The 26,044-nt window shown below is 39.2% G+C and carries 17 protein-coding genes; 16 read left to right on the top strand and 1 reads right to left on the bottom strand.

The genetic code is table 11. From position 1 onward, the window contains the following. The first annotated feature begins 471 nt into the window (after nt 1-471). The 6 genes from ASE01S_RS06905 to ASE01S_RS06880 all read left to right on the top strand — a co-directional run bounded on the left by ASE01S_RS06905 (nt 472) and on the right by ASE01S_RS06880 (nt 8,483). Nucleotides 472-1,842: an ABC transporter substrate-binding protein gene (locus ASE01S_RS06905; protein ID WP_067840315.1), complete on the top strand. Its 1,371-nt coding sequence runs from the start codon at nt 472-474 to the stop codon at nt 1,840-1,842. A gap of 251 nt (nt 1,843-2,093) precedes the next feature. Further along, nucleotides 2,094-3,917, top strand: a complete 1,824-nt coding sequence (locus tag ASE01S_RS06900) for a cache domain-containing sensor histidine kinase (RefSeq protein ID WP_067840313.1) — start codon at nt 2,094-2,096, stop codon at nt 3,915-3,917. After that, nucleotides 3,895-5,097: a response regulator gene (locus ASE01S_RS06895; RefSeq protein ID WP_067840311.1), complete on the top strand. Its 1,203-nt coding sequence runs from the start codon at nt 3,895-3,897 to the stop codon at nt 5,095-5,097. The genes ASE01S_RS06900 and ASE01S_RS06895 overlap by 23 nt, the downstream gene beginning before the upstream one ends. Nucleotides 5,098-5,162: 65 nt before the next feature. Beyond that, complete coding sequence (locus tag ASE01S_RS06890) at nt 5,163-5,519, top strand: helix-turn-helix domain-containing protein (RefSeq protein WP_067840309.1); 357 nt, start codon at nt 5,163-5,165, stop codon at nt 5,517-5,519. Between the two features lie 21 nt (nt 5,520-5,540). Beyond that, nucleotides 5,541-7,286 carry a heparinase II/III domain-containing protein gene (locus ASE01S_RS06885; RefSeq protein ID WP_067840307.1) on the top strand — a complete coding sequence of 582 codons (1,746 nt, stop codon included), beginning with the start codon at nt 5,541-5,543 and terminating at the stop codon, nt 7,284-7,286. A 78-nt stretch (nt 7,287-7,364) separates the two neighbouring features. Further along, nucleotides 7,365-8,483 (top strand): glycoside hydrolase family 88 protein, encoded by a 1,119-nt coding sequence (locus ASE01S_RS06880; protein WP_067840305.1) that lies wholly within the window; start codon nt 7,365-7,367, stop codon nt 8,481-8,483. Nucleotides 8,484-8,870: 387 nt separating this feature from the next. Here the strand turns inward: ASE01S_RS06880 and upp are convergent, their stop codons facing one another. Further along, nucleotides 8,871-9,503 (bottom strand): uracil phosphoribosyltransferase, encoded by a 633-nt coding sequence (gene upp / locus ASE01S_RS06875; RefSeq protein ID WP_067840303.1) that lies wholly within the window; start codon nt 9,501-9,503, stop codon nt 8,871-8,873. A gap of 412 nt (nt 9,504-9,915) precedes the next feature. Between upp and ASE01S_RS06870 the strand changes: the two genes are divergently transcribed. From ASE01S_RS06870 to prfB, 10 genes are all read left to right on the top strand, one after another. After that, entirely contained in the window at nt 9,916-11,556 is a 1,641-nt protein-coding gene (locus tag ASE01S_RS06870; RefSeq protein ID WP_067840301.1) for a PucR family transcriptional regulator, read from the top strand. A 629-nt stretch (nt 11,557-12,185) separates the two neighbouring features. Next, on the top strand, nt 12,186-13,103 hold the full coding sequence (locus tag ASE01S_RS06865; protein ID WP_067840298.1) for an oxamate carbamoyltransferase subunit AllH family protein: 918 nt from the start codon (nt 12,186-12,188) through the stop codon (nt 13,101-13,103). Then, nucleotides 13,081-14,637 (top strand): acyl-CoA synthetase FdrA, encoded by a 1,557-nt coding sequence (gene fdrA, locus ASE01S_RS06860; protein WP_067840296.1) that lies wholly within the window; start codon nt 13,081-13,083, stop codon nt 14,635-14,637. The genes ASE01S_RS06865 and fdrA overlap by 23 nt, the downstream gene beginning before the upstream one ends. After that, entirely contained in the window at nt 14,634-16,064 is a 1,431-nt protein-coding gene (locus ASE01S_RS06855; RefSeq protein WP_067840294.1) for a YlbE family protein, read from the top strand. Before fdrA ends, ASE01S_RS06855 begins: the two co-directional genes overlap by 4 nt. Further along, complete coding sequence (gene arcC, locus ASE01S_RS06850) at nt 16,057-17,004, top strand: carbamate kinase (protein WP_067840292.1); 948 nt, start codon at nt 16,057-16,059, stop codon at nt 17,002-17,004. Before ASE01S_RS06855 ends, arcC begins: the two co-directional genes overlap by 8 nt. 169 nt (nt 17,005-17,173) lie before the next feature. Continuing rightward, entirely contained in the window at nt 17,174-18,280 is a 1,107-nt protein-coding gene (atzD, locus tag ASE01S_RS06845) for a cyanuric acid amidohydrolase (protein ID WP_169793093.1), read from the top strand. Nucleotides 18,281-18,357: 77 nt separating this feature from the next. Next, the gene (locus ASE01S_RS06840; RefSeq protein ID WP_067840290.1) at nt 18,358-19,608 is read left to right on the top strand and encodes a hypothetical protein; all 1,251 of its coding nucleotides are present in this window, start codon (nt 18,358-18,360) and stop codon (nt 19,606-19,608) included. A 193-nt stretch (nt 19,609-19,801) separates the two neighbouring features. Continuing rightward, entirely contained in the window at nt 19,802-21,097 is a 1,296-nt protein-coding gene (locus ASE01S_RS06835) for a uracil-xanthine permease family protein (RefSeq protein WP_083512040.1), read from the top strand. 555 nt (nt 21,098-21,652) lie between these two features. Continuing rightward, on the top strand, nt 21,653-24,160 hold the full coding sequence (gene secA, locus ASE01S_RS06830) for a preprotein translocase subunit SecA (RefSeq protein ID WP_067840285.1): 2,508 nt from the start codon (nt 21,653-21,655) through the stop codon (nt 24,158-24,160). 600 nt (nt 24,161-24,760) lie between these two features. Then, a protein-coding gene (gene prfB, locus ASE01S_RS06825; RefSeq protein WP_157065156.1) for a peptide chain release factor 2 occupies nt 24,761-25,862 on the top strand; the annotation gives its coding sequence in 2 pieces (ribosomal slippage) (nt 24,761-24,832 and nt 24,834-25,862; 1,101 coding nt in all). Nucleotides 25,863-26,044 lie beyond the last annotated feature (182 nt).

The following is a 26,044-nucleotide window of genomic DNA, read 5'->3' as shown; positions in this document are numbered from 1 at the left end:
AACCTATTGAACATTTATCTAAATGGGTAGTTCACTATGTCACCAAATGATAAGCGGCGCATCTCGTTGTTGGCTCGATTTTGCGCGACTCACGTATCTAAGGGCATACGCTCCGTTGCTCAAATCATCGCCGCCTCGACCTGCTTGCTTCTAATTCGGCAACCTATTGAACATTTATCTAAATGGGTAGTTCACTATGTCACCAAATGATAAGCGGCGCATCTCGTTGTTGGCTCGATTTTGCGCGACTCACGTATCTAAGGGCATACGCTACGTTGCTCAAATCATCGCCGCCTCGACCTGCTTGCTTCTAATTTGGCAACCTATTGAACATCTAACTAAAAGTAAAATTAGTCGTAAGATGAGTAAAGATAGTGTTACGTTTGACTTTTTAAATTGACTATAATTATTTTTGTAAGTGCTTACATTTATGAAGTAAAAGGTATAAAATGATTAAAGAGGAGAATACACATGAAAAAGAATGTGGTGTTAATGGTATGTCTTTTCTCGTTGTTCGTTGTTATAGTGGGGTGTAATCAAGAAGGTCAATCAACGCCAAGTAGTGACCCGGTCACCAGTGATTCAAGTTCAAGTAGTGATCAAGAAGAAGTCATCATTAAATTCCATACCCACGGTAATGAAGCGTCATATAATTGGTCTGAAACCTTAGCAGCATTTGAAACAGACTATCCACATATTAAGGTAGAGCTCATTATTCTAAGTGAAAAAGGTGATACAAATGAGGCTCTGCAAAAATTGGATTTGGCAGCAGCCTCTGGAGAACAATTGGATGTGCTAATGTTTAGTGACCCTGCTTCCTATGCTGAACGTGTTAATGCTGGAATGGTCGCTCCGATTGATGAATTTATTGCTGAAGATGGCTATCTTGTTCCAGAAGAGTATAAGGTAGATACTCAAATAGATGGTCAATACTATGCTTTACCTGGAAAATTCAACCCTTGGTATGTCCTAATCAATAAAGATCATCTAAATGAAGCAGGGTTACCATTACCAGAGGAATGGACATGGGATGAATTCGTAGATTATGCTAAACAATTAACAACAGGCGAACGCTACGGTACATTTTTTCATGGTCCACAAAATGGTGGCTGGATGGAGTATATGAATTTAGCGTTAGCGAGTAAGGCTGACAACTCAACATTTATTAAGGAGGATGGTACAGCTAATTTCGAAGATCCTATGTTTAGAAAAACGCTTGAAATAAGAGTACAAATGGAGAAAGAAGACAAGTCGGCAACACCATATACCGATATCTTCTCTCAAGACCTTCACTATCGGAATCAATTTTTTAATCAGGATGCCAGCATGCTATTAATTGGTAGCTGGATGAATACAGAGCTTGGTGGTACGGATCAGTTTCCATTAGAATTTGAAGTAGGGGTAGCACCATATCCAGCCAATGCAGATAGTGGTGAAACTGGTTATACACCTGTTACGACAGATTATATGGCTGTCGCCGCCAATTCTGAATTAAAAGAGGAAGCATACACCTTTATCCGTTGGTATACGACAGAAGGACAGCTTATTCAGGGTAAGAATATACCGTCATGGAATGAAGTGAGTGAAAACGAATTTGCGATGATTATTGATACAGTGTTAGAAGATACCAATAATCCCGAAAAAGTTGATAAAGACTCACTTATAAACGTACTAACAAATGCTCAATCATCAAAATTGACACCGCCAGTATCAGGTCAAGCTGAAATATATCAGCTTGTCAATGATGAATATGAGAAACTGATTTATGATCAACAAGACATTGATACAACGATACGAGTACTCCAAGAGAAGGCAACAGAAATTATTGAAAGAAATCAATAGCTTTGATAACGGTTTAGTAAGTTATAAATGAAAACTTGGCGAGGTCAAATGAAAAAAAGAAGATGAGCTGATCAACAATCAGGAGAAACGGATTGAACAGGATTGGTCAAATACCGTATCTCCTGATTGTACGCTAAAGTATGGTATAAGCTGACCAACTTCGTGCCAAACAGGGTAGACGACAAACTTTTAGCAATAGTGGAATGCCATGCTGAGTATTCTGACGATACTATCTCTAAGGAGATTTGTATATGAACTGGCTAATAAAATGCTTCAATCGTTCCTTAAGGAATAAAGTGATTGTCGCATCGATTGCTTGTATTTTTTTACCTGTTACCATTTCATTGACACTTTACCAATACTTTACAAATGATGCGGTAAGAGAACAAGCCATTCAAAATGCTAATAAAGAAATGAAGCTAACAGAGGAATACGTTTCAAAGATATTCCAGGATATGTTGTATATCATTAATTTTGTTCAATTTGATACACGATTAAATGCACTATTAAAAAAGCAAGCAGAAGAAGGATTTACCGATCAATCCCCCGCTACATATGAAGAATTTCTAGAAGATAGAACCGTCATGAATACGATTAAAGATATGACGCTATTAGGGGAGAAAGCACATGTGACCATCCTTTTGAAGAACGGTAAAGCCTATACGAACTATCCTGTGACCGATTACGATCCGTTAAGTTTTATCGATACCAAATGGTTTGAGGAGTTAAACGGGCTCCATGGTTATGAGTCTTTCTGGGTTGAAACTGAGCCTACTGTTTTTCAAGCCGAAAAAATAGCCAATCCTTATCAAATTTCAGTTGCACGAACTTTAAGGGATGAGCAATCAATCATTTATGGCTATGTTATCGTTACAATGTTTGAAAATAAAATAAGTGCGATTTTTGAGAATAGCAATCAATATGAAGAGGTCATGCTGTTAGGACGTGATCATACCATTTTGTCCCATCCCGACCAAGGACAGATCGGTAAGAAGTTTCCATATGTTGGCTATGGTCGAAGTGCGGTGACATTTATAAATGGTGAGGAATATTTAGTAACAACATCTTTGTTTGAAAATAATCATTGGCGGATAGCCTCGATCATACCCTATAACCAATCTGTTTCAAATATCGATTCTGTTTTTAATCGTGTCTTTCTTTTATTAATTTTATTATTTGCTGTCTTTCTTGTTATATTGGCCTACTTAATTCGACATATGACGAAACCACTTCATCAATTAACTAAGGTTGTTAAGCAAGTGCAAGCAGGCGATTTACATGTTCGAACACATGTGACCAGTGAAGATGAAATTGGTCAGTTTTCACTTTCCTTTGATCATATGCTTGATCGGATCAATGAGATGATCAACGAGATTAATCAGACACAAACAAGAAAAAGACAAGCAGAATTAGCGATGCTCCAAGCTCAAATTAACCCACACTTTTTATTTAATGTACTCAATTCGATCCGCTTAAATGTATACAAGTTTGGTGATCAAGAAAGTGCAAGTATGATAAGTTCACTATCGAAATTATTAAGGATGACGATCGACGTTAATAAAGGAATGATTACATTAAAGGAAGAAATTGAGATCATTAAAGATTATATGCAAATTATGAACATGAGGCAGAAAGAAAAAGCCACATTAATGATTAATGTCACGAAAGAAGCTGAAGTACAATTACTACCGCGTTTTGTGTTACAGCCATTAATCGAAAACTCGATTATCCATGGTTTCAACCAAAACGAAGGTATCATTGAGATTACAGCTTATTTGGTTGAGCAAGCCCTGATCATTAAAGTCGCCGATAACGGTCAAGGAATACCGCCAGAAAAATTAGAAAACTTAATTGAAGTTCTAAGCCAAAACCATTTGTTGAAAGGAATAGAAACAAAAGCACGTGCTGGATTTTCAAGCATTGGTTTATTTAATGTCAATGAACGTTTAAAAATGACCTTTGGCCCAATGGCAAGCGTGACCATAGTGAGCGGAACGGGGAAAGGGGCAAAAATAATGTTAGCCATCCCGTTAGAGAAGGGGGTGATAAATCATGTACAAGGTGATGTTGGTTGATGATGATTATCCCGTATTGGACTTTTTAAGTGAGGTTATTGAGTGGGGGAATTTGGGCTTAGAATTACAAAGTATGCATGATAATGGTCAAGATGCTTTTTTAGAAAGCTGTGATCATTTGCCGGATATTTTAATCACAGATATTGGGATGCCGAAGATGGATGGACTTGAGCTAACCCGAAAATTAAAGGCACTCGATGAACATTTACAAGTCATTATTCTTTCCTGTCATAATGAATTTAAGTATGCCAAACAAGCATTAAAGCTCAATGTTCAAGATTATTTATTGAAGGAGAGCCTGGAACCTCAAGAATTATCATCACTATTAATGACGATTAAGCGGAAGCTGGACCAAATTCATCAAGAAAAAAAACTGAAGCATGACTTACAGTCGTTTGCTAGCCAGCATAATCAAATGAGAAGTCATCATTCTTTTCATCATTTTGTCCACCATTCTGGCTCTGGTGATTTTGTAGCATGGTGTTTAACGAATCGATTTAGAATCGATCGGAATGTTGAGCTATATACACCGATTTTATGTGTAATTAATCATTACAACGAGCAACTAAGTAAATTTTTGACTGACGATTTACTTCAATTTGCCATCAGCAATGTTTTTCAGGAAGTTATAACGAATGCATGTGATCCGTTGGCTCATTATTTTTATTATGAAAAAAATCAATCATTTATCATTTTACCAGTTAACGCTTCAATTAAGTTTGATAATAGCCAACATATGATCCAGATATTAATGCGGTTTCAAGAGGCGGTTGATCAAGCTTTAAATATATCCTTAACATTTGTGGTTGGAGAGCGATCTGGTAAGAATGAAATGGTAACTCAAATAAAAGCGATCTTAACAAATAAAAACTACCTCTTTTATGTATCACCTCAATCGATTGAAAAAATTAAATTAACGGAGACAAAAGAATTTACTGATCTACAGATTTTTTATAATCAAGCCTCAAATGAGTTAAGGAAGATTATCGTGATGAAGAATGTAAAGCTTGTTGAACCATTTGTTGATAAATGGTTTAGATTAATTGAAAAAAACAAATTTGATCATAGCATTGTACGAGAATGGCTGTTAAAATTACTATTAGAATTAAAAAATAATTTAAAAGAATTGTCCCATTTTCAAACCCATTTTAAGCTTGAAGGATTCATCAAGAAGTCTTAAGCATTGGATCGATTCATGAGCTTAAAGTATGGTTTGTCAAGTGTCTAACCCAGATTATCGATTTGATGATGGAATCTTTTGGCCAGTCAACCCATAAGGAAGTTTTAGAGGCCTGTGTCTATATTTCGATGCATGTTGATCGAAAGATTAGCTTGGATGAAATAGCCCAAAAGTTATTTTTAAATCCAAGTTATTTTAGTCGATTGTTTAAGAAGGAAGTAGGGATAACGTTTGTTGAATATATTAAGAAATTAAAAATGGAAAGAGCGAAAGAACTATTAAATGAGACACAGTTAACGATTGGTGAGATTAGTGAACGGGTCGGCTATGATGGGCAAAGTTACTTTATTAAATTATTTAAGCAACATGAAGGTGTGACACCGATTGAATATCGTCGAGTAAATGCAGCAAAACCTTGTTAACAGATAAGGAGAATTTGAATCATGCAACCTTTAATGATGAATAAAGATCGTCATTATCAAGCTATTCTAAATGATTTAGCCGAGCGCTTAAGTGTTGAGGCTGATCAAGTAAAGCAAGAGCTAGATTTCCAAACCTACAAGCTATTTTTTCAAACAGGTAATCGTAGCCAATATGAAGAAATCTATTTTCGGAAAAGAAAGCGCTTAACCGCTCTTGCTCTCCTTTTACTAGATCAGCCGGAAAATCAATCTTACCAACAGCAGCTTGAGAACATTATTTTTTCTATTTGTCAGGAGTTTACCTGGTGCTTACCCGCTCATATTGATCGTAGTCGTGAAGAGAATGCGAGCAAAAAAAGCTATACCTTGGATTTATTTAACTGTGAAACAGCATTCACATTGGCAGAAGTGACAGCACTGCTATCCGAGTATTTAACACCAGCTCTTCTCAATATTGTAAGGGCTAACATTCATGAACGTGTCTTTGTTCCATATCTCAATAATGGACCTTATCATTGGGAAGAGTCCCACGATAATTGGGCGGCAGTATGCGCAAGTTCAATAGGGGCTACAGCTATTTATTTAATAGAAGATGAGAACGTGTGTTTGCAGATAATAGAAAGAGTGAAGCGTACGTTAACGTATTACTTAAATGGCTTTGGCGATGATGGTGCTTGCCTTGAAGGCTTGCAGTATTGGCAATATGGCTTTCGCTATTTTACCTATTTTGCTGAGCTATTGTCCCGTTATACTGATGGTAAGGATAATCTGTTACTTGAGCAAAAGATTGCTAGAATTGCAGCTTTTCAACAAAAGATGTATTTAGAGCAAGACCATGTGGTCAATTTCTCTGATGCGCCAGCACAGCAGTCTCCCGCTTACGATTTGGCCTATTTCTACCAATTGCGATTCCCGGAAATGATAGACTATCCTCCAGGGGATGTCAGTAGCGATACTTTGATTGATCATTGTGGACGATGGCCACAGGCTTATCGGCAACTGGCGTGGCGTCATTCAAATCTGAAGCAACATAGCTGGTCAACGGGTGAGTATTGGCTAGCCGATGCCCAGCTCTTGATTATTCGGAAGCCTTGCTTTCAGTTTGCGGTAAAAGGTGGGCATAACCAAGAACCACATAACCATAATGATTTGGGCCACTTTATCCTTTATAGTCATGGCCAGCCTTATTTTATTGATTTAGGTGCGGGAGAATATACGCGAGATTATTTTTCGGATAAACGTTACCAACTGCTTCAACCCTCTTCACTAGGGCATTCTGTCCCAATTATTTGCGGTGAACCACAAAAAACGGGACGGTCCGCTTATGCTATTTCTCAGGTAAGGGAAATCAAACCATTTGAAGAGATCACTTTTGTGTTAACAGAGGCATATCAAGTTAGCCAATTAGAGCACTTTACCCGTCAATTTAACTTAAATTCCGATCAAGCGACATTAACCTTAACCGATCATTATCATTTTACTGAAGCTAATCAAGAAGTAACAGAGACATTTATATTAGCGAATCTTCCTTATTCTCAAACAGGTCATCAACTCATATTAACTGGGGCACAGAATGACCTGAAGATTATCTGGTCAGAAGAAATATCAGAAGTAAAGCTTGATCCAATCGAGTACAAAGATCACTTTGGACAGCACCAATCAGCTCTTAAGCTGCAATTAAGCTTTAGTGTTACCCAAACCAGCTACACTTTCAAACTCGATTTTTTGCTGATAGCAGGGAAGGAAGAGAAAAGGGCGTTCTGTTGATCAAAAACCATAGTCAATTATTAGTAACTGCTTAACTTGAAAATTGATTAGATATTATTTAGAAAGGAATGGGATAATATGAATTATCAAAACGCAATTGAAGAAGCTTTAATTAAAACAAAGGCAAATATCACACGATTTGGTGACTTATTTCCACATACGAGCAAAGACGAGGTTTATCAGTTGAATCCAAATGATAATTGGACAAATGGCTTTTGGGTAGGGATATTATGGTTATGCTATCAGTACAGTGGTGATCAGGCTTATCGAGATGCGGCCCAGTCTGCCGTAGAGCGGATGAAGGAACGTCTTGATTTAGACCAGCATTTAGATACTCACGATATCGGCTTTCTTTATACGCCAGCCACTGTTGCCCAATGGATGATTGATGAAGATCAGCAGGCTAGATTAGCTTCAATTAAAGCAGCTGATCGCCTAATGAAGCGCTATCGTAAAGAACTGGGGCTTATTCAAGCTTGGGGACCGCTCGGTGATCCGAATCAAGGTGGTCGGATTATCATTGACTGCTTAATGAATATGCCATTATTGTTTTGGGCAAGTCAAGAAACAAAGCATGATCATTATCAAGCAGCAGCGGTTCAATTTATTGAAAAAGCCCGGCGCTACTTAATGCGTGGTGATGATTCATCCTATCATACGTTTTACTTTGACCAAGTCACAGGTGAACCTATTGGTGGGGCAACTCAACAAGGGTATAAAGATGGATCGACCTGGACACGCGGTCAAGCATGGGCGATTTATGGCTTTGCCCTTGCATATCGGTATACTCATAATCCAGCATATCTAGAAACATCTAAGCGGGCAGCCCGTTACTTTATTAAGCATTTACCAGAAAATTATGTCGCCCACTGGGACTTTGATGTTCCAATCGATGACCAGATCAAACCAGACAGCTCTGCCTCGGCGATTGCTGTATGTGGCATGCACGAGTTATTAACATGGCTAGGTACGGAGGACAGTGACTATACTAAATTTAGTCAGGCAATTGAAAAAACGATGCAATCTTTGACTGCCGATTATACTACCGAGCATGGATCTGAAGGGCTGATCGATCATGGTTCTTATAGTGTCAGGGAAAATAAATCACCGGACGACTATACGATTTGGGGGGACTACTTTTATTTAGAAGCGTTATTGCGACTGGAAAAAGGCTATACCGGTTTCTGGTATGCGTAACGCTATTAGAGAAAAGTTAAACGCCACTTAAACGACATTTGAATTGGTGGATTCCTGTGACCATCTCTACCTGTAGCCTCTATGGCGAAAATTATGTCAATTGTACGTTGCTCTAACCTCTTGCTTAATTTTCGCTATTAAGCTAGACGGGGTGGATAGAATGTTGAAGATTTGCTTTAGTCATGAGAGGTTTAACGTGATGAATAAAATGCCTGATTCCAATATTACTTTGCCTTAAGCGGTGTTACCGTTTGTTGGCAAAAGGGGTTGGAATCAGGCGTTAGTTATATGATCTCACCAAATCAGATAAGAGGATTTATTTTTACAAATTAGATCAACGCATCTTGTTGTTTAGTTTTTCGGGAACAGGGTACTATTAAATGAGCATTATTTCGTACCAAAAAGACGGTCACCTGCATCACCAAAACCAGGTGTAATATAGCTCTTTTCATTAAGACCAGGATCAAGAGCTCCGGTATAAATAGGGACTTCTGGATGATCTGCATGGATACGATCAATCCCCTCTTGAACAGCGATTAAGCATAGAAACTTAATATGCTTTGCCCCACGGTTTTTAATTGCCTGAATCGCCGCAGATGCAGAACCGCCTGTTGCTAACATAGGATCAACGACAATTAAGTCACGCTCGCCAATATCTTCTGGTAGCTTGGCATAATACTCTACGGGTTCAAGTGTTTGGGGATCGCGATATAGACCGATATGGCCTACCTTTGCAACAGGAATTAAGCTTAAAATCCCATCAACCATGCCAAGGCCGGCACGCATTATCGGAACAATTCCAAGTTTTTTACCGCTTAACCGCTTGACTGTGGTTGAGCAAACCGGTGTCTCAATTTCGACATCAGCAAGAGGTAAATCAAGTGTAATCTCATAAGCCATTAGTTTGGATATTTCTTCAACTAACTCGCGAAATTCCTTTGGTCCAGTATTTTTATCACGAACAATCCCAAGTTTATGTTGAATTAAGGGGTGATTAAAGACATGTACTTTTTTGGTCATCTTATCTCTCCTTCTTTTTACTAATAGTATATGGTACATTAGAAGTTACTAAATAACAAGAGCGAGAATCTCCGTACTTGGATCAAGTAGTCAATCTCTAGAATATGGTAACTCTTTTAAGGAAATGCTTAAGCGAAAGAATGCTTTGCTTTAACTTCATTCAGTAGAAGTCTCTCACTGCTAAAAGTGGTGAGGTAAATGTCTATTTGTCTTCGATTCAGTGGAGGATGGAAGAAGCTAACTAAGTTCGCGATGTCGTGTCGCAACATCTGCACTAGCACATCCTATACGTTGCGTCGAAACTCCCGCTGAACGAAGTTTCACTTTATTAAGCCTCGCTGAATAAAATCTGGGCGCAGATCCACCAAGGCGTATTTGATATCTAACCATTGTGGAGAAATGGGGTAATCGTGTGTCTGTATCGGTTAATAATATCTTAAAAATGGATGCATTTTCAGATGTAATCGTCATAGCTGGACAAAGTGGTTTAGAGAGACAGGTCCAAAATGTATATGTTATGGAAGTTCCGGATATTTTCTCATATATTGATAAGGATGGATTGTTATTTACTACTTTGTATCCGATCGCTGACAACGAAGCGGCACTAAAAAGCTTTATTGTAGAATTAGCTAAGCATCAATTGGCCGGTGTGGCGATTAAATTAGGTCGCTATGTGCCAGAGGTACCAGCTTATATGATCGACCAAGCAAATCAATTAAATTTTCCAATTTTAGTACTGCCTAACGAAGCAAACTTATCCACTCTAACCAACCACATTTTAACGACTTTATTAGGTATGAAAACGAGTTTGCTGGAATTTCGCGAAGCGATTTCACATCAATTGCACAGTTTGCTGCTACATGGCGCTGATATGTCTCAATTTGTTCAGTACATTTCTCAAATTACTGGTGCCTCTATTCTTATTCTTGATAATGGATTAAACTGTATTCAATCATCTTTAGACTATAATTATGATCAGCTCCACGTCGATCGCGATGCTTTCGACAATTGGGCGAATCGTAAGCAATATGATCATGCTAATCAGGTAGTCTTAGCAATTAATGATAAGGGCTATCATGCTAATCAACTGTTTATTCAAGCTATTTCCGCTGGTAAGAAAGGCTTAGGTTATTTAGTTGTTTTAATTGACCGACCTGAAGAGATAACCAAGCATCTGGATATTGTTGTAGAACAAGCAATCATTCTACTTGCTTTTTTACTTCAGACAGAACAGACAATTATTCAGAAGGAACGGCATTATTTGGATAGCTTTATTCGAGATATTATCAATGAACGTTACCACTCTCAGTCAGAAATTATTGAAAAGGCAAAGGTCTTTCGTTGGAATTTTAATTTTCCCAACATCATTTTAGTCATTAAATCGAATATTCAGGATAGTAGTCAAAGGCTGTCAACTTATTATAAAATCTTAGATTCTGATAAGATCCCCTCTATTATTGCTGATATATTCGATGTGCCTTCACAAAATTGTAAAGTAACCTACTTTAATGACGAGCTGCTTTGCTTTATAGGTGTTGCGTTTGAGACTCGACTAAAGCAGAGATTAGAACGTGTGGGTGAGTCACTTTGCTCCACTTTTAAAGATTACGGTGAGTTAGCGATTGGGATATCTGATACAATTTATCGAATTGATCAAGTAAAGCTTGCCTATCAACACGCTTTACTCGTGCATCAAATATTTGGTTCAAAACTAGGTTTAAGCTCTTTTGTCCAATTTTATGACGATCTAGGCTTATATAAACTATTCCACTTAATTAACGATCAGCAACAGCTGAAAGACTTTGTTCAGGATAAATTGGGTAAAGTGATTGCTTATGACCAGCAACGTGATATTAATTTATTCGACACTCTAGTCTATTTAATTAAACACAATGGCAATTTGCAAAAAACAGCAGATGATATGTTTATTCATTACAATTCCTTGCGTTATCGGGTAAATAAACTGAAAGAGCTAGGACTTATTTTAGATGATGGGCAAGAGTTTACTGAAATAGCAGTAGCCTGCCAGCTTCATCAATATTTAACTACCTAAGCTACTTATCTCCTTATTAGAGCTAGTCCGCATTAAGAATGCTTAGCAAATCATTAACTGCTTTGGATCAAAAGAAAACATCGAATGATAACTGGATTTAACTCCTTTTATTATTCGGTTTTTTCTTTGACCTATTAACATTAATTTCTTTAATCTGCGAGATGCCTGTTGAAGCAGATTGCCCCCCATTTGCCGGCCATTTGGTGAAAACATCAAATCTCCGCCTCCCTTTTGCTGATTTTCTATCCATATAAAATGTAACTTCCGAGTTGTTAATGGCTGTTGGAGATCCCACTTAGACATGACAGCCAGTTACACTGTGATAAACAACCTTGCTTCAGTCGATTACTGCTCACTTGAGAAAGTAGCTATGATTAATTGTCTAATAATGCTGAAAAAAGCTTATTTTTTTGTAGTGAAATGACAATGTTTGTTCGGCAAGTGATTGTTATAATCAAGTTAATCAATGGCAACACGGGTCATATTACACGAGTAGAGCTTAGTCTAGAGGATGAAATGAAACCGCTATCTTAAAGGGAGCAAGCTACTGTTTGCTGGATTGATGAGATCGACAGTCTCTTTCTTACTATGGTAGGAGAAGTGTATGGTCAAAGGGTAGGTGTTTGTAAATGCATATCGCCGTTACAGAGCTGGATGGTCAGCTAAAAGAGCAACTGATTGGCAATAATGCTGGAACAATTGTTGGGGAATTAAACCGCAAGTATAGACGGGTAATTAACTTTGTCACAACTGATCAACAAAGTATGATATCCATGGCCATGGATTCGATTGTTCCAGCTCCAAGCATGATCAAGATAGCTGATGAGGATAGCTTTAGACGATTTTGGCACCGTACCATTTTTGCTGAAAAAATGATCTATCTTGGTCGTCAGCAATTGCGTGTGAGTCATTTTGTCCTTGATTTTAGCCAAGCTACCGTTTGGAGCAGTCAGCTTGGTTCGGCTATTCCAGTTTATGACCAATTAAAAAGTCAAGTTGAGACCATTGACCATTTTCTTATGGATTACGGTAATAGACAAGGGATTTTGGCTGCATTATATGGTTTACAGCAAGATCGTGTCGACAAGTTATCCATTCATCAACGTTATTTGGCTGAGCAATTGAACCAGTTGTGCGTAGAAAGAGATACACGAGTGTTAAAGAATTTTTTAGGAGTGGGGATTGGACTAACACCATCTGGTGATGATTTTTTAACAGGTTTCTTAGCTACTTGGCAATATTGGCAAAACCACCAACTTGAGTTAGTGGATTCTAAGCAGGATTGGCTTGATCTGATTAAACAACATACCACTTTTGTTAGTGGCCAGATGTTAAAACACTGTTTCTTTGGAAGGATCAACACAGCATTGAAAACAGTTATAACCAAGGGGGCGTTGGTCAATAAGAATGATTTACAGACTTTGGTCGCGATCGGTTCAAGTTCAGGTACAGATATGCTAGTAGGTGTTTTAATTGGCTTACAATTAATTATTAAGAGTAAATTCCAAAGGGGGAATAAAGAAGATGACGTCAAAGGTTATCGTTGAAAAGAATGCCTATCACGATTCAGTCACATTAATGTCTTTGTCAGGAAAGCTATTGGCAAAGGATGGCGTTGAAGAAGCAGTTGTTTCAATGGCAACTGAGATGAATAAATCGTTACTAGGGAATATTTCTTTATTGACAGAGGAAGCTGAACAAGCCACTGAAAATGACCTCATTATTGCTGTGAAGGCAGATACGGATGAAACGGTTGAGCAGGTGCTTCGTTTAGTTGATGAAGCTTTACATGCACGAAAAGAGCACAAGTCAGGAAATGGTGTCAAGTCTGTTAAAACATTACCAGCTGCTATTGATGCTTTGCCTGAAGCGAATATGGCTGTTATCTCTGTTCCAGGTGAGTATGCTGCTAAAGAAGCAAAGCAAGCACTTAATCAAGGTTTACATGTCATGTTATTTAGTGATAATGTGACGATCGAAGCTGAACGTGAACTAAAGCTACTTGGCCAAGAAAAAGGTCTGCTGGTGATGGGGCCAGATTGTGGAACGGCCATTATTAATCAGGTTGGTTTATGTTTTGCTAATCAAATCAACCAAGGTGGCATTGGGATTGTAGCGGCTTCAGGTACTGGTTTACAAGAGGTATCCGTACAAATCGATCGGCTTGGCTATGGTATTACGCAGGCGATTGGTACGGGTGGGCGAGATTTACATCAAGATATTGGTGGGATTATGATGCTTGAAGGAATGAGAGCATTGGCTGATGATGATGCAACTGATGTTATTGTACTTATTTCAAAGCCACCGGCTAAGCCTGTACAAGATAAAATCTTAAATGAAATTAAGAAGGTGACAAAACCGGTTGTGGTTGGTTTCTTAGACGGAGACCGTGAAGCGATTGAAGCTGTAGGTGCTACGTTTGCCCCTACTTTAATTGACGCAGCAAGACAAGCCGTTTCATTAGTTGATCCGACCGCAACGATTTCAAGTGAGCTAGATCAAGCCGCTATTGACTGGGTAGAGCAGGTGACGCATAATCTAACAGCTCAGCAGCGTTATGTTAGAGGTCTATTTTGTGGTGGCACGTTAACTTCTGAAGCACTCTCAATTATGCGAGCGAGGGGACTACAAGTTAAGAGCAATGTTGCCAAAAAAGCCGAAGAAAAAATCGACAACCTTAGCTTAAGTGTTGGTCATACTTTGCTTGATATGGGGGATGATGACTTTACGAAAGGGAAGCCGCACCCAATGATTGAGCCTGCTTTGAGAAATGAACGCCTATTAATTGAAGCGCAAGATCCAGAAACAGCCGTTCTTTTACTTGATTTTGAGCTTGGTTATGGCTCACACGACGATCCAGTTGGTGAATCCATAGAAGTGATCAAACAAGCTAAGCAACAGGCGATAGATGCTGGTCGTTACTTACCGATTGTTGCCTATTTATGTGGAACTGAAACCGATAAGCAAGATTACCGTAAGCAGGAGCAAAAGCTCAAAGAGGCTGGTGTTTACGTTGCTAGCTCAAATGAAATGGCTAGTAGACTAGCGTGCATGATTGCCAATAAGGAGGTAGCAAAATGAGTCGAATAGATCAAATTTTCCAGCAAAGATTGCAGGTTATAAATATAGGAGCAGCCAAGTTTAAAGAAGACTTAGATTTGCAAAATATTGATTCTATCCAATACGATTGGCGACCTCCGGCAGGTGGGAATCCCCAATTAATAGAAGCACTTGATTGGCTCCAGAACCATGAGCAGATTGAAATGGCCAATCAAGAGGCGATTAAACGAATCAAGGATGCACATCCTTATTTAGTTGATATTGAGCCCGCGGTCAAGGTGATCCCTGGTATGCATGCAAAGAAAATCCTCCACTCTGGTCCGCCTATTACTTGGGAGAATATGTGTGGACCTGCTAAAGGTGCAATTATTGGAGCGCTAATTTATGAAGGATTGGCAGACAATGAGCAAGAGGCAGCAAGGCTAGCAGAATCAGGAGAGATTGAGTTTGCCCCAGCTAATGAGCATTCAGCTGTTGGACCAATGGCAGGAATTATTTCACCATCAATGCCTGTTCATGTGGTTGAAAATCGTACCCATGGCAACAAAGCCTATTGCACGGTAAATGAGGGGTTAGGTAAAGTACTACGCTTTGGAGCAAATTCAGAAGATGTGATTACACGCTTAAAATGGATTGAGACAGTTTTTGCTCCAGCCTTAAAAGCTGCACTTCAGCAATCAAATGGAATTGATCTTAAGTCAATTACCTCACAAGCTTTACACATGGGCGATGAATGTCATAATCGCAATAAGGCTTCAACGAGTTTATTTTATCGAGAGATTATCGATTACTTTTTACAAACAGATTTAGACAAATCCGATTTGCGTCAAGTGATTGAATTTATCAAAAATAATGAGCATTATTATTTAAACCTCTCAATGCCTGCATGTAAATCTGCATTAGATGCTGCACACGGTATTCCTTATTCAACAGTCGTAACGACAATGGCGAGAAACGGTGTCGAGTTTGGTATTCGTGTTAGTGGGCTTGATCAGAAAACGTGGTTTACAGCCCCAGCTAATTTTGTTAAAGGTTTATTTTTCCCAGGCTATAGTGAAGCTGACGCTGCACCTGACTTAGGAGACAGTACCATTACGGAAACCATGGGTATTGGTGGCTTTGCAATGGGGGGATCCCCGGCAATTGTGCAGTTTGTTGGAGGAGAAGTTGAGGACGCGATTGATTATAGTGAGCAGATGTATCAGATTACTGTAGGAGAAAACAGCAACTATTCGATTCCGGCTTTGAATTTCCGTGGTGGAGCTTACGGCATCGATATTCGTAAAGTAGTCGATACGAATATATTACCAGTCATTAATACAGGTATGGCACATAAGGAAGCTGGTATAGGACAAGTTGGTGCGGGGATTGTCCACCCACCATTCGCTTGCTTTGAACAGGCTTTATTAACTTTTGCAGCAAAGTACCGAGGTGAGCAAAATGAGTAGGATATTAATTGCATTAGGTGGTAATGCATTGGGGAACAATGCTAAAGAACAAAAAGAGTTGTCGTATCAAGCCGCTACGCCAATAGTCGATATGATTGAACAAGGGCATGATGTCATCATTTCACATGGCAATGGACCACAAGTTGGAGCTATTCATTTAGCCTTTAGCAAATATGCTGAGGATAAAGGACATGAAATGAAGATGCCGTTTGCTGAATCTGGCGCGATGAGCCAAGGATACATTGGCTATCACCTTCAAAATGCATTACGAGAAGAATTGGCTAAGCGTGGTATCGTTAAATCCGTTGCTTCAATTGTTAGTCAAGTTGTTGTAAGTTCTGATGATCCAGCATTTGATCAACCAACTAAACCGATTGGTCCTTTTTATACAGAACAAGAGGCTGAGAAACTTATGAGGGAAACTGGTGACACATATATAGAGGATTCAGGTCGTGGTTATCGTAAGGTTATCCCATCACCAGTTCCTATTGAAGTAGTAGAGAAAGAGGTGATGAAAGATTTAGTTGATTCAGGTCATATTGTTATCGGCACTGGTGGTGGCGGTATCCCTGTTATTAAGGAAGGAGAGCACCGATTAAAGGGAATTGAGGCTGTTATTGATAAAGATCTGGCAAGTGAATGTTTGGCCGAGGCATTAGATGTGGAGTTTTTATTTATCTTGACCGCTGTCGATCAAGTGGCGATTAACTTTGGACAACCCAATCAACAATCACTAAATTCGATGTCTGTCACTGAAGCTAGGCAGTATATTGAAGAAGGACAATTTCCGCCTGGTAGCATGCTGCCAAAGGTGGAGGCAGCGCTCAAATTTGTTGAATCAAAGAAAGAGCGGAAAGCAATTATTTCGTCACTGGAGCGGGCCAAAGATGCTGTGCTTGGAAAGACGGGAACCGTTATCTATCGTGAACGACAGGATTAAACACCTGTTTTGAATAGTTGAAAAACAACAAAAAGATAGGATGAGTTTTGTCATTATTCGACAATGAATAAGCACGTGACACATGTTATCTTAAACAAGTAAACAAGTGTAAATGCAACTTTTTCAGAAAGCGCTACCATAACCATAATACAGGTAGGAGTGAATTTAAATGATGAATGTTAACGTATTTAAAATTGCGATGTCGTCTCCGGATGATATGTCTGAATTAGACCGTTTGATCTCAGAAGGACAAATAAACCCTAAACACATTGTTGCCATATTAGCTAAGACAGAAGGGAATGGTTGTGTAAACGATTTTACTCGTGGCTTTTCCACGTTTGTTTTTAAACACTACCTCGCCCAAAAGCTTGCTACTACTGAGCAGGAAATTGCTGATAAAGTAGCATTTGTAATGTCAGGTGGAACTGAGGGTGTGATGTCACCGCATGCAATGATTTTTACACAAGAAGAAGTAGAGCAAGTAGAGACAAATGGAGAAAAGTCTCTTGCTGTTAGTGTAGGCTTTACCCGGGACTTTCTTCCAGAAGAAATTGGGACAACCACTATGGTAGAAGAAGTACGTAAAACGGTCGATCGACTAATTGGAGAAGCTGGCATTGAAAGTAAAGATGATGTTCACTTTGTCCAAATTAAGTGTCCGTTATTAACTTCAGAGCGGATTAGTGATGCGAGAAGTAGAGGGAAGTCGGTGGTCGTTGATGATACGTATAAATCAATGGGCTACTCTCGTGGAGCTTCAGCCTTAGGTGTGGCCGTTGCGTTAAATGAGGTAGCAGCAGATAAAGTAACTAATGAGGCAATCTTAACTGATTGGTCACTGTATTCATCGGTTGCATCAACATCTGCAGGGGTTGAGTTATTAAATTGTGAAGTTATTTTAATGGGAAACTCTGCTCAATCGGTTAGTCCGTTTAGAATTGGCCATAGTGTGATGCAGGATGCTATTGATTTAGACAGTGTGTTAGAAGCAATAGCAAATAGTGGACTACAACTACATGGATTACCAAATGAGACCGATAAAGCTAAGATCGTTAATGTGCTAGCGAAAGCGGAAGCAGCACCGGATGGTCAGGTTAGGGAGCGAAGAACCACTATGCTAACCGATTCAGATATTAATCATACCCGTCAGGCAAGAGCGGTAGTCAATGGCGTAATTGCTGCAATTGTAGGAGATCCTATGGTTTATGTATCCGGAGGTGCTGAACACCAGGGTCCAGCTGGCGGAGGGCCAATCTCTGTGATAATACGCAAATGAATAAAGAGGGCATGACCCTCTTTATTTATTTTAAAAATCAGTTACGGTAATTAAATTGCAGAAACGGAGTGATCGTTATGAATTTATTAATAAATTTAATTCCCATTATTGTTGTTTTAACCTTATTATTTCTCAGAAAGCATATGTTAATAGCCGGTCTTATTGGTGGAATTATTGCGATGATTATTGGTCAATTATCTATTGACGAAATGTCTGGGATTTTCTTGGGTGGAATATCAAATATGTTGTCTATTACCATACCTATTTTATACGCATCTGCAGCAGTTATGGTATCGAAGGCAGGGAGTATACAAGCTTTGATTGAACTAGCACGTCGATCGTTAAAAGGTAAACTTGGTTTATTAGCAGGCATCATTGTCTTAATTCAAGGATTAGCAACTTACATGGCGGGGATGGGAGCAGGGAACACGATGGTTACAGCTCCACTTATGGCAGCAGCAGTTGGAGCGGTTCCTGAAGTTATTGCAGCTATGGCGATTATTTCTGCTATTGGATTCACGACATCTCCTGCCTCGACAGAAACGGTATTAACAGCAGAAAGTGCCGGACGAGAGGTTACGGCCCATGCCTCTGCTATGTTGCCTTTTGTTATTGTCTTCTATTTAATTGCGATTGGGCTCGCCATCTATGGTGTGTACAAGCGTGGTGCCTTGACAAATAAGGAACAAGAAACTGGAGCAATTAATGAAAGCTCTAATGCTCAACTATTTAAGTATTCCGTTCCAGCTTTGCTGTTACTAATTATGGTTGTCTTTGGCTCGAATCTCAATCAATTATTTGGGACAACTATCTTCACTCCTGCTACAATTATTATAATCACAGCCATTTCTACCGTTCTCTTAACACCTTTGTCTAGTGACCAAACGAGTGAAGCTTTAATTGATGGATCTAGATTTATTTTGACCACTTTATTTTCTGTAGGGATCTTTTTAGGTTTTATAAATATGATCGCCGAACTAGGTGTTTTTGAACAAGTAGCTGAATTAGCCAGTCATGTTCCGACTAGCTTAGTGTTACCTGTTGCTATGATTCTTGCATTTTTAATTGCTATTCCATCAGGTGCCTTTACAGCCGGGGTATTGACATTGACTTTACCTACATTAGCTGTCTTAGGGCTCCCGTCAGAAGCCATGGGCTTTGTAGCGATTGCAACTGGTCTTGGGACCCAAGTAAGCCCTGTGCAAATAAATGTAGCTGCACTTGCGAAAGGGTTTAATAAAGATATTATGGATATTATTAAAGATCAAGCCAAGTACGTTGTTGGTATGCTCGTTTTCGTTATTATAATCGCACTAATTTTTGTTTAAGCTCATTCAGCCAAAGTCTGCCATTCGATAAGTCGCGAGATCAATACTATTTGTCTACCATTCAGTGAGGGTTAACACCCCACTGATGAAGTTTCACTTTATCGAGTGAAGCATGGGCGCAAATACACCAAGGCGCAATTGATATATTTACCTATAGAAGCACAATTATTACTTAATGTTGGGTGATGATGAAATGAAGCAACAATCGGAGTTAGACATTATTTATCATGTAAACGATAAACCAAGTATGAAGAAAAGTATACCATTAGCCTTTCAGCATATTTTAGCAATGTTTGCGGCGAATGCGACGTTACCACTATTAATGGGGTCCCTTTTGAACTTAACGCCCCAACAAACCACCATTTTAATCCAGTCTGCTCTATTGATGTCTGGTGTTACCACACTTATACAGATCGGACGTTTTAAGGGAATTGGGTCTGGTTTACCCATTGTAATGGGGACAAGTAATGCCTTTATCTCAACAAGCTTAGCCATTGCAAATGATTTTGGAATTGGTGCTGTATTGGGAGCTACCTTCATTGGCGGTTTGATTGAATTTTTAATTGGTCGTCATCTCAATCGGTTGAAGCGCTTCTTTCCACCACTGATAGGTGGTGTTGTCATCTTAACTATAGGTATTACACTTATGCCAGTCGGGATCAGGCAGGCAGCAGGTAATATTGATACTGGTAGCCCGAAAAATTTCCTTGTAGCCGGGATTGTTTTGGTGAGTATTATCGTTTTTCATCAGAGTAAAAATAAGCTGTTGAAATCGTCAGCAATTCTTTTAGGCATTGTCCTTGGCTATCTTGTTGCGTTCTTTTTAGGAATGGTAGATTTTAATGAAGTAGCGAATAGTGATTGGCTCTCCTTTCCTAATCCCCTTCAGTATCGCTGGTCATTTGAGCCGGTTGCGATTTTTTCAATGCTTTTTATGTATCTGGCAACCACGATTGAAACAATGGGAGATATTTCTGCTTTAACAAGAGGGGCAGAAGGAAGAGAGCCGACCGATAAGGAAATGTCTGGAGCTATTATGGCAGATGGTCTTTCAAGCAGTATTGCGGCAATTTTTAACGCTTTTCCTAATACTTCCTATACTCAAAATGTTGGAGTAGTAAACCTAACAGGTGTCTTTAGTAAGCATGTTGTAAAAGTCGGGGCTTTTCTATTGATTTTAATGGCATTAATCCCTAAAATATCAACGATTATATCGATTATGCCCGAGCCAGTACTTGGAGGGGCAGCCATAGCGATGTTCTCTATGGTCGCTGTATCAGGAATCAGCTTGCTGCAATCAATCAATCTCAACAGCAGAAATATGCTTATTATTGCGATTTCTCTAGGGGTTGGTGTTGGATTTAATATGGTGCCTGAAGCAACAGCCCAGCTGCCATTCAATCTACAAATGGTGCTAACCTCAGGCGTGATTCCAGCTGCGTTAATTGCAATTGTACTAAATCTTTTATTATCTGATCAGAAAAGCTAACTTCATTCAGCATGAGGCCACTTCTAATGAACGCCTATTATCCTCCATTCAGTAGGGATGCAAACCTCGGCTGAATCAAGTTAAAGTCTCTAGTGGTTGTCACAGATTTTTAAGGAAAATGATATAGCTTTGTTCAATAGCTCAATAAAATCTGAGCATAAAAAAGCTAGGCGCATTTGATATAAGTTAAACTATCTTAGTTGTACTTCTGTTCGCTAGTTCATATAGCGGACAGTTTTTTTATCAATTAGCCGAGAATACTTGCGCCTTTAGTAGTGCAGATGAATCGGCTTTGGTTGCTTTAATTAACCAATAAAACTCCTTTAAATGTGGATTCGGCATAAAGAAGTGTTTCTGTATGTCTGAAATAAACCGAATGATATTTAAAAATAACGAGCTTTATCAATATTCGTCAAATCATTATCGTTAAGTAAAATCGTCGATCATGTCTGGTAGCAATGAATTTCTTGTTTTTAGCACTACCAAGTGTTATGATAAAATTTAGACAATTAGGCTTATCTGGAGCCATTTTTAATCGATAGAGGAGCGTATAAAATGCGTGGATTACTTAAAAAAATATTTGATGGAAATCAACGTCAATTAAATCAAATTCAATCAACCGTTGATCAAATTGAAGCGTTAGAGAGTGACTACGAACGTTTATCTGATCAAGAACTAAAAGCGAAAACAGAGGAGTTTAAACAACGCTATCAAGCTGGCGAAACGCTTGATGATTTATTAGTTGAAGCATATGCTGTTGTACGTGAAGGATCAAAGCGTGTGTTAAATATGCGCCCTTTCACGGTCCAATTGATTGGAGCCGTAGTTTTACATGGTGGAAATATCGCAGAAATGAAAACAGGTGAAGGAAAGACGCTTGCATCGACAATGCCTGCCTATTTAAATGCTTTAACAGGAAAAGGCGTTCACATTATTACCGTTAACGAATATTTAGCAGACCGTGATGCACGTGAAATGGGAGAATTATTTAAGTTTTTAGGACTTACGGTTGGCTTAAACGTTAACAGTCTTTCCAAAGAGGAAAAACGTCAAGCTTATGAAGCTGATATTACTTATGGAACAAATAATGAATTTGGCTTTGATTATTTGCGAGATAATATGGTGCTCTATAAAGAGCAAATGGTTCAACGTCCATTGAGTTTTGCCATTATTGATGAGGTTGACTCGATTTTAATTGATGAGGCCCGAACTCCGTTAATCATTTCTGGGTCTGCTCGGAAATCTGCAACGTTATACCAGCAAGCGAATTCGTTTGTTAGAACCTTGAAGAAGGAACAAGATTACACCTATGATGAGAAAACAAAAGGGGTACAGCTAACAGAAGAAGGAATTACTAAGGGTGAGCGCTTCTTTGGTATTGACAACTTATTTGAACTTACGAACGTGACACTGACACACCATATTAACCAGGCTTTAAAAGCTCATGTTTCAATGCATCGTGATACAGATTATGTCGTTGAGGATGGCGAAGTTGTCATTGTCGACCAATTTACGGGGCGCTTAATGAAGGGCCGTCGCTATAGTGATGGCTTACACCAAGCAATTGAAGCCAAAGAAGGGTTAAATATTCAAAATGAAAGCATGACTTTAGCGTCGATTACATTCCAAAACTTTTTTCGTATGTATGCTAAATTAGCCGGTATGACAGGTACGGCAAAGACAGAGGAAGAGGAATTTAGAAATATTTATAATATGGATGTTGTTGCTATTCCAACAAACAAGCCGATTGTGCGTGAGGATAAGCCTGATTTAATTTTCAAGACGATGTCAGGTAAGTTTAAGGCTGTTGTCGAAGAGATAAAAGCTCGCCACAAAACAGGACAACCTGTATTAGTCGGTACTGTTGCTGTTGAAACATCTGAGCTTGTTTCCCAGATGTTGAAAAAGGCCGGGGTTAAGCATAATGTCCTTAACGCAAAAAATCACTATCGTGAGGCAGAAATTATTGAAGATGCCGGTCAAGCAGGTGCAGTTACAATTGCAACGAACATGGCTGGACGTGGTACTGATATTAAGCTTGGTGAAGGTGTTAAAGCTTTAGGCGGTCTTGCTGTTATTGGGACAGAACGACATGAATCACGTCGAATTGATAACCAGTTACGAGGTCGTTCTGGTCGACAAGGTGATCCAGGAGTAACCCAATTCTATCTCTCAATGGAAGATGAACTGATGCGTCGCTTTGGCTCTGATAATATGAAGGCCATGATGGATCGCTTTAATATGGATGATTCACAGCCAATTGAAAGCAAAATGATTACCCGTGCAGTAGAGGCTGCTCAGAAGCGGGTTGAAGGTAACAACTTTGATGCCCGTAAGAACGTTCTTTCCTATGATGATGTATTACGTGAGCAGCGTGAAATTATTTATAAACAGCGCTATGATGTGATTGTTTCAGAGAATTTACGTGATATTGTTATTAAGATGATTGAAACGGTTGTTCGTGATATGGTCGAAGCGCATACTCAGGACGATGATGAAACCCAATGGAATTTACAAGCGATTGAGGAATATATTCATGCGAACCTTGTTGAAGATAATGCTTTAACTGAAGCAAACCTAAAAGACAAGGAGCCAGAAGCTATAATTGATGCGATTATGGAAGAAGTGCTGATTAAATATGACGCTAAAGAGGCAGAGCTAGGCTCTGAGCAGATGCGTGAATTTGAAAAAGTTATATTATTACGTACAGTTGATACAAAATGGATGGATCATATTGATCAAATGGATCAATTACGTCAAGGTATTCATTTACGTGCATACGGTCAAGATGACCCGTTACGGGAATATCAAATGGAAGGATTCGCAATGTTTGAAAACATGGTTGCTTCCATTAATGAAGATGTAGCACGTTATATCATGAAGGCACAGGTGAGAGAAAATCTCAAGCGTCAAGAAGTAGCCAAAAATGCAACAGCTGTGTCTGGTGACCAAGGTAAAAAACAGAAGAAGAAAACGCCTTTCGTTAAAGCTGATACAGTTGGGCGTAATGATCCATGCCCGTGTGGCAGTGGTAAAAAGTATAAGCACTGTCATGGTCGGTAATGACCGTTCTTTGTCACTTCGGCGAAACGAAGATAAGCTTTGACTTAAGGATGGACAAACGTTTACGTGTAAGCATAGTGGGTGGATAAGACTTAGAGAGCTGATTTGTCAGGGAAACGGAATATAACCAACTATAGTTATGTTAAGGTTTCTCTGACTGAGAAAAGTGTGAGAAGCAAGTCTCGACTAGCTCGCTCTAAGTCTTTTTGTGTAACTAGCTGGGGCTGCGATTATTTGCCCCATCGAAGGGCTTTTGTAAGACTCCCACTTCAAGAAATAAGGGAACATGTCATGTCTAAGTGGGAGATCTAACAGCAAGTAACGGCCCGATTGGTTCCAACTAACGTTCAGTAGGGGAAAGAGGAAGCTGACTAAGTTGGCGACGTCGTGTCGCAACGTCTGCACGAGCACATCCTATTCGGCTACACCGCCACTGAACGAAGTTTCACTTTATGTTAGCTGCCATTTGTTTGGTCTAAAGTAGAAGTCAAGTGTAGAACGCTGTGAAACTGCTAATTTAGGCTAAGTTAGTACTATATCCTAGTGATTGAAAATTATAACTAAGAAATTACGCTATTAATTAATGAGGTGATGGTTAAGATGGAATTAGTTGAAATTAAACAAGAGCTTGAGAAAACGAGCAACCGTCTGGCGGATTTTAGGGGGTCTCTTTGACTTAGAAGAGAAGCGAACACGCATTGCCGAGCTTGACGCTGAAATGGTTGATCCTGATTTTTGGAATGATCAACAAGCTGCACAAAAGGTTATCAATGAAGCCAATAGTATCAAAGAATTGGTTCAAGCCTTCGATAAGCATGAGGAAATGCTAGAAAATTTACAGGTAAGCTATGAGCTAGTCAAAGAGGAAGAAGATGCTGATTTAAAAGAAGAACTAGAGGAAGAACTTAAACAACTTGGTGAAGCATTAAATGAATTTGAATTGATTATGCTCTTAAGTGAGCCTTATGATAAGAGCAATGCTATCCTTGAATTACATCCAGGAGCAGGTGGAACCGAATCGCAGGATTGGGCTAGCATGCTTTTACGTATGTATACACGGTGGGCAGAAAAGAAGAATTTTAAGGTTGAGACACTCGACTATCTTCCAGGTGAAGAGGCAGGCGTTAAAAGTGTAACATTACTCATAAAAGGACATAATGCATATGGCTATTTAAAAGCTGAAAAGGGTGTTCATCGTCTAGTAAGAATCTCTCCATTTGATTCATCTGGACGACGTCATACCTCATTCGCTTCCTGTGATGTGATGCCAGAGTTAGACGGTGAAATTGACATCGATGTAAACAATGAAGACTTAAAGATTGACACCTACCGTGCTAGTGGTGCTGGTGGTCAACATGTCAATACAACCGATTCTGCTGTCCGTATTACACATATACCAACCAACACAGTGGTAACATGTCAATCGGAGCGATCTCAAATTAAGAACCGTGAACAAGCAATGAAAATGTTAAAGGCCAAGCTCTACCAGCTGGAAATAGAGAAGCAACAAGCTGAGCTCAATGAGCTTCGTGGTGAACAAAAGGAGATTGGCTGGGGAAGCCAAATCCGCTCTTATGTTTTTCACCCATATTCGATGATTAAGGATCATCGAACCAATCTTGAAATGGGCAATACTCAAGCTGTTATGGATGGCGAAATCGATCCATTTATTGATGCGTATTTGCGACAGCAAATAAAATAGTATGCGAGATGGGCTTTGTTAATAAACAGGGCCCATTTTTTTGTATTATTTATCTCAGTGTAACTGGCTGGGGCTGCGATTACTCGCCCCATCGAAGGGCTTTTGTAAGCCTCCTCCTTCAAGAAATAAGGGAAACATGTCATGTCTAAGTGGGGGATCCAACAGCAGTAACGGCCCGATTG

The organism is Amphibacillus sediminis NBRC 103570 (genome assembly GCF_001552275.1).
GTDB classification, from domain to species: domain Bacteria; phylum Bacillota; class Bacilli; order Bacillales; family Amphibacillaceae; genus Amphibacillus_B; species Amphibacillus_B sediminis.
The sequence above is the reverse complement of the archived record's forward strand: the minus strand, read 5'-3'. Positions and strand labels throughout refer to the sequence as shown.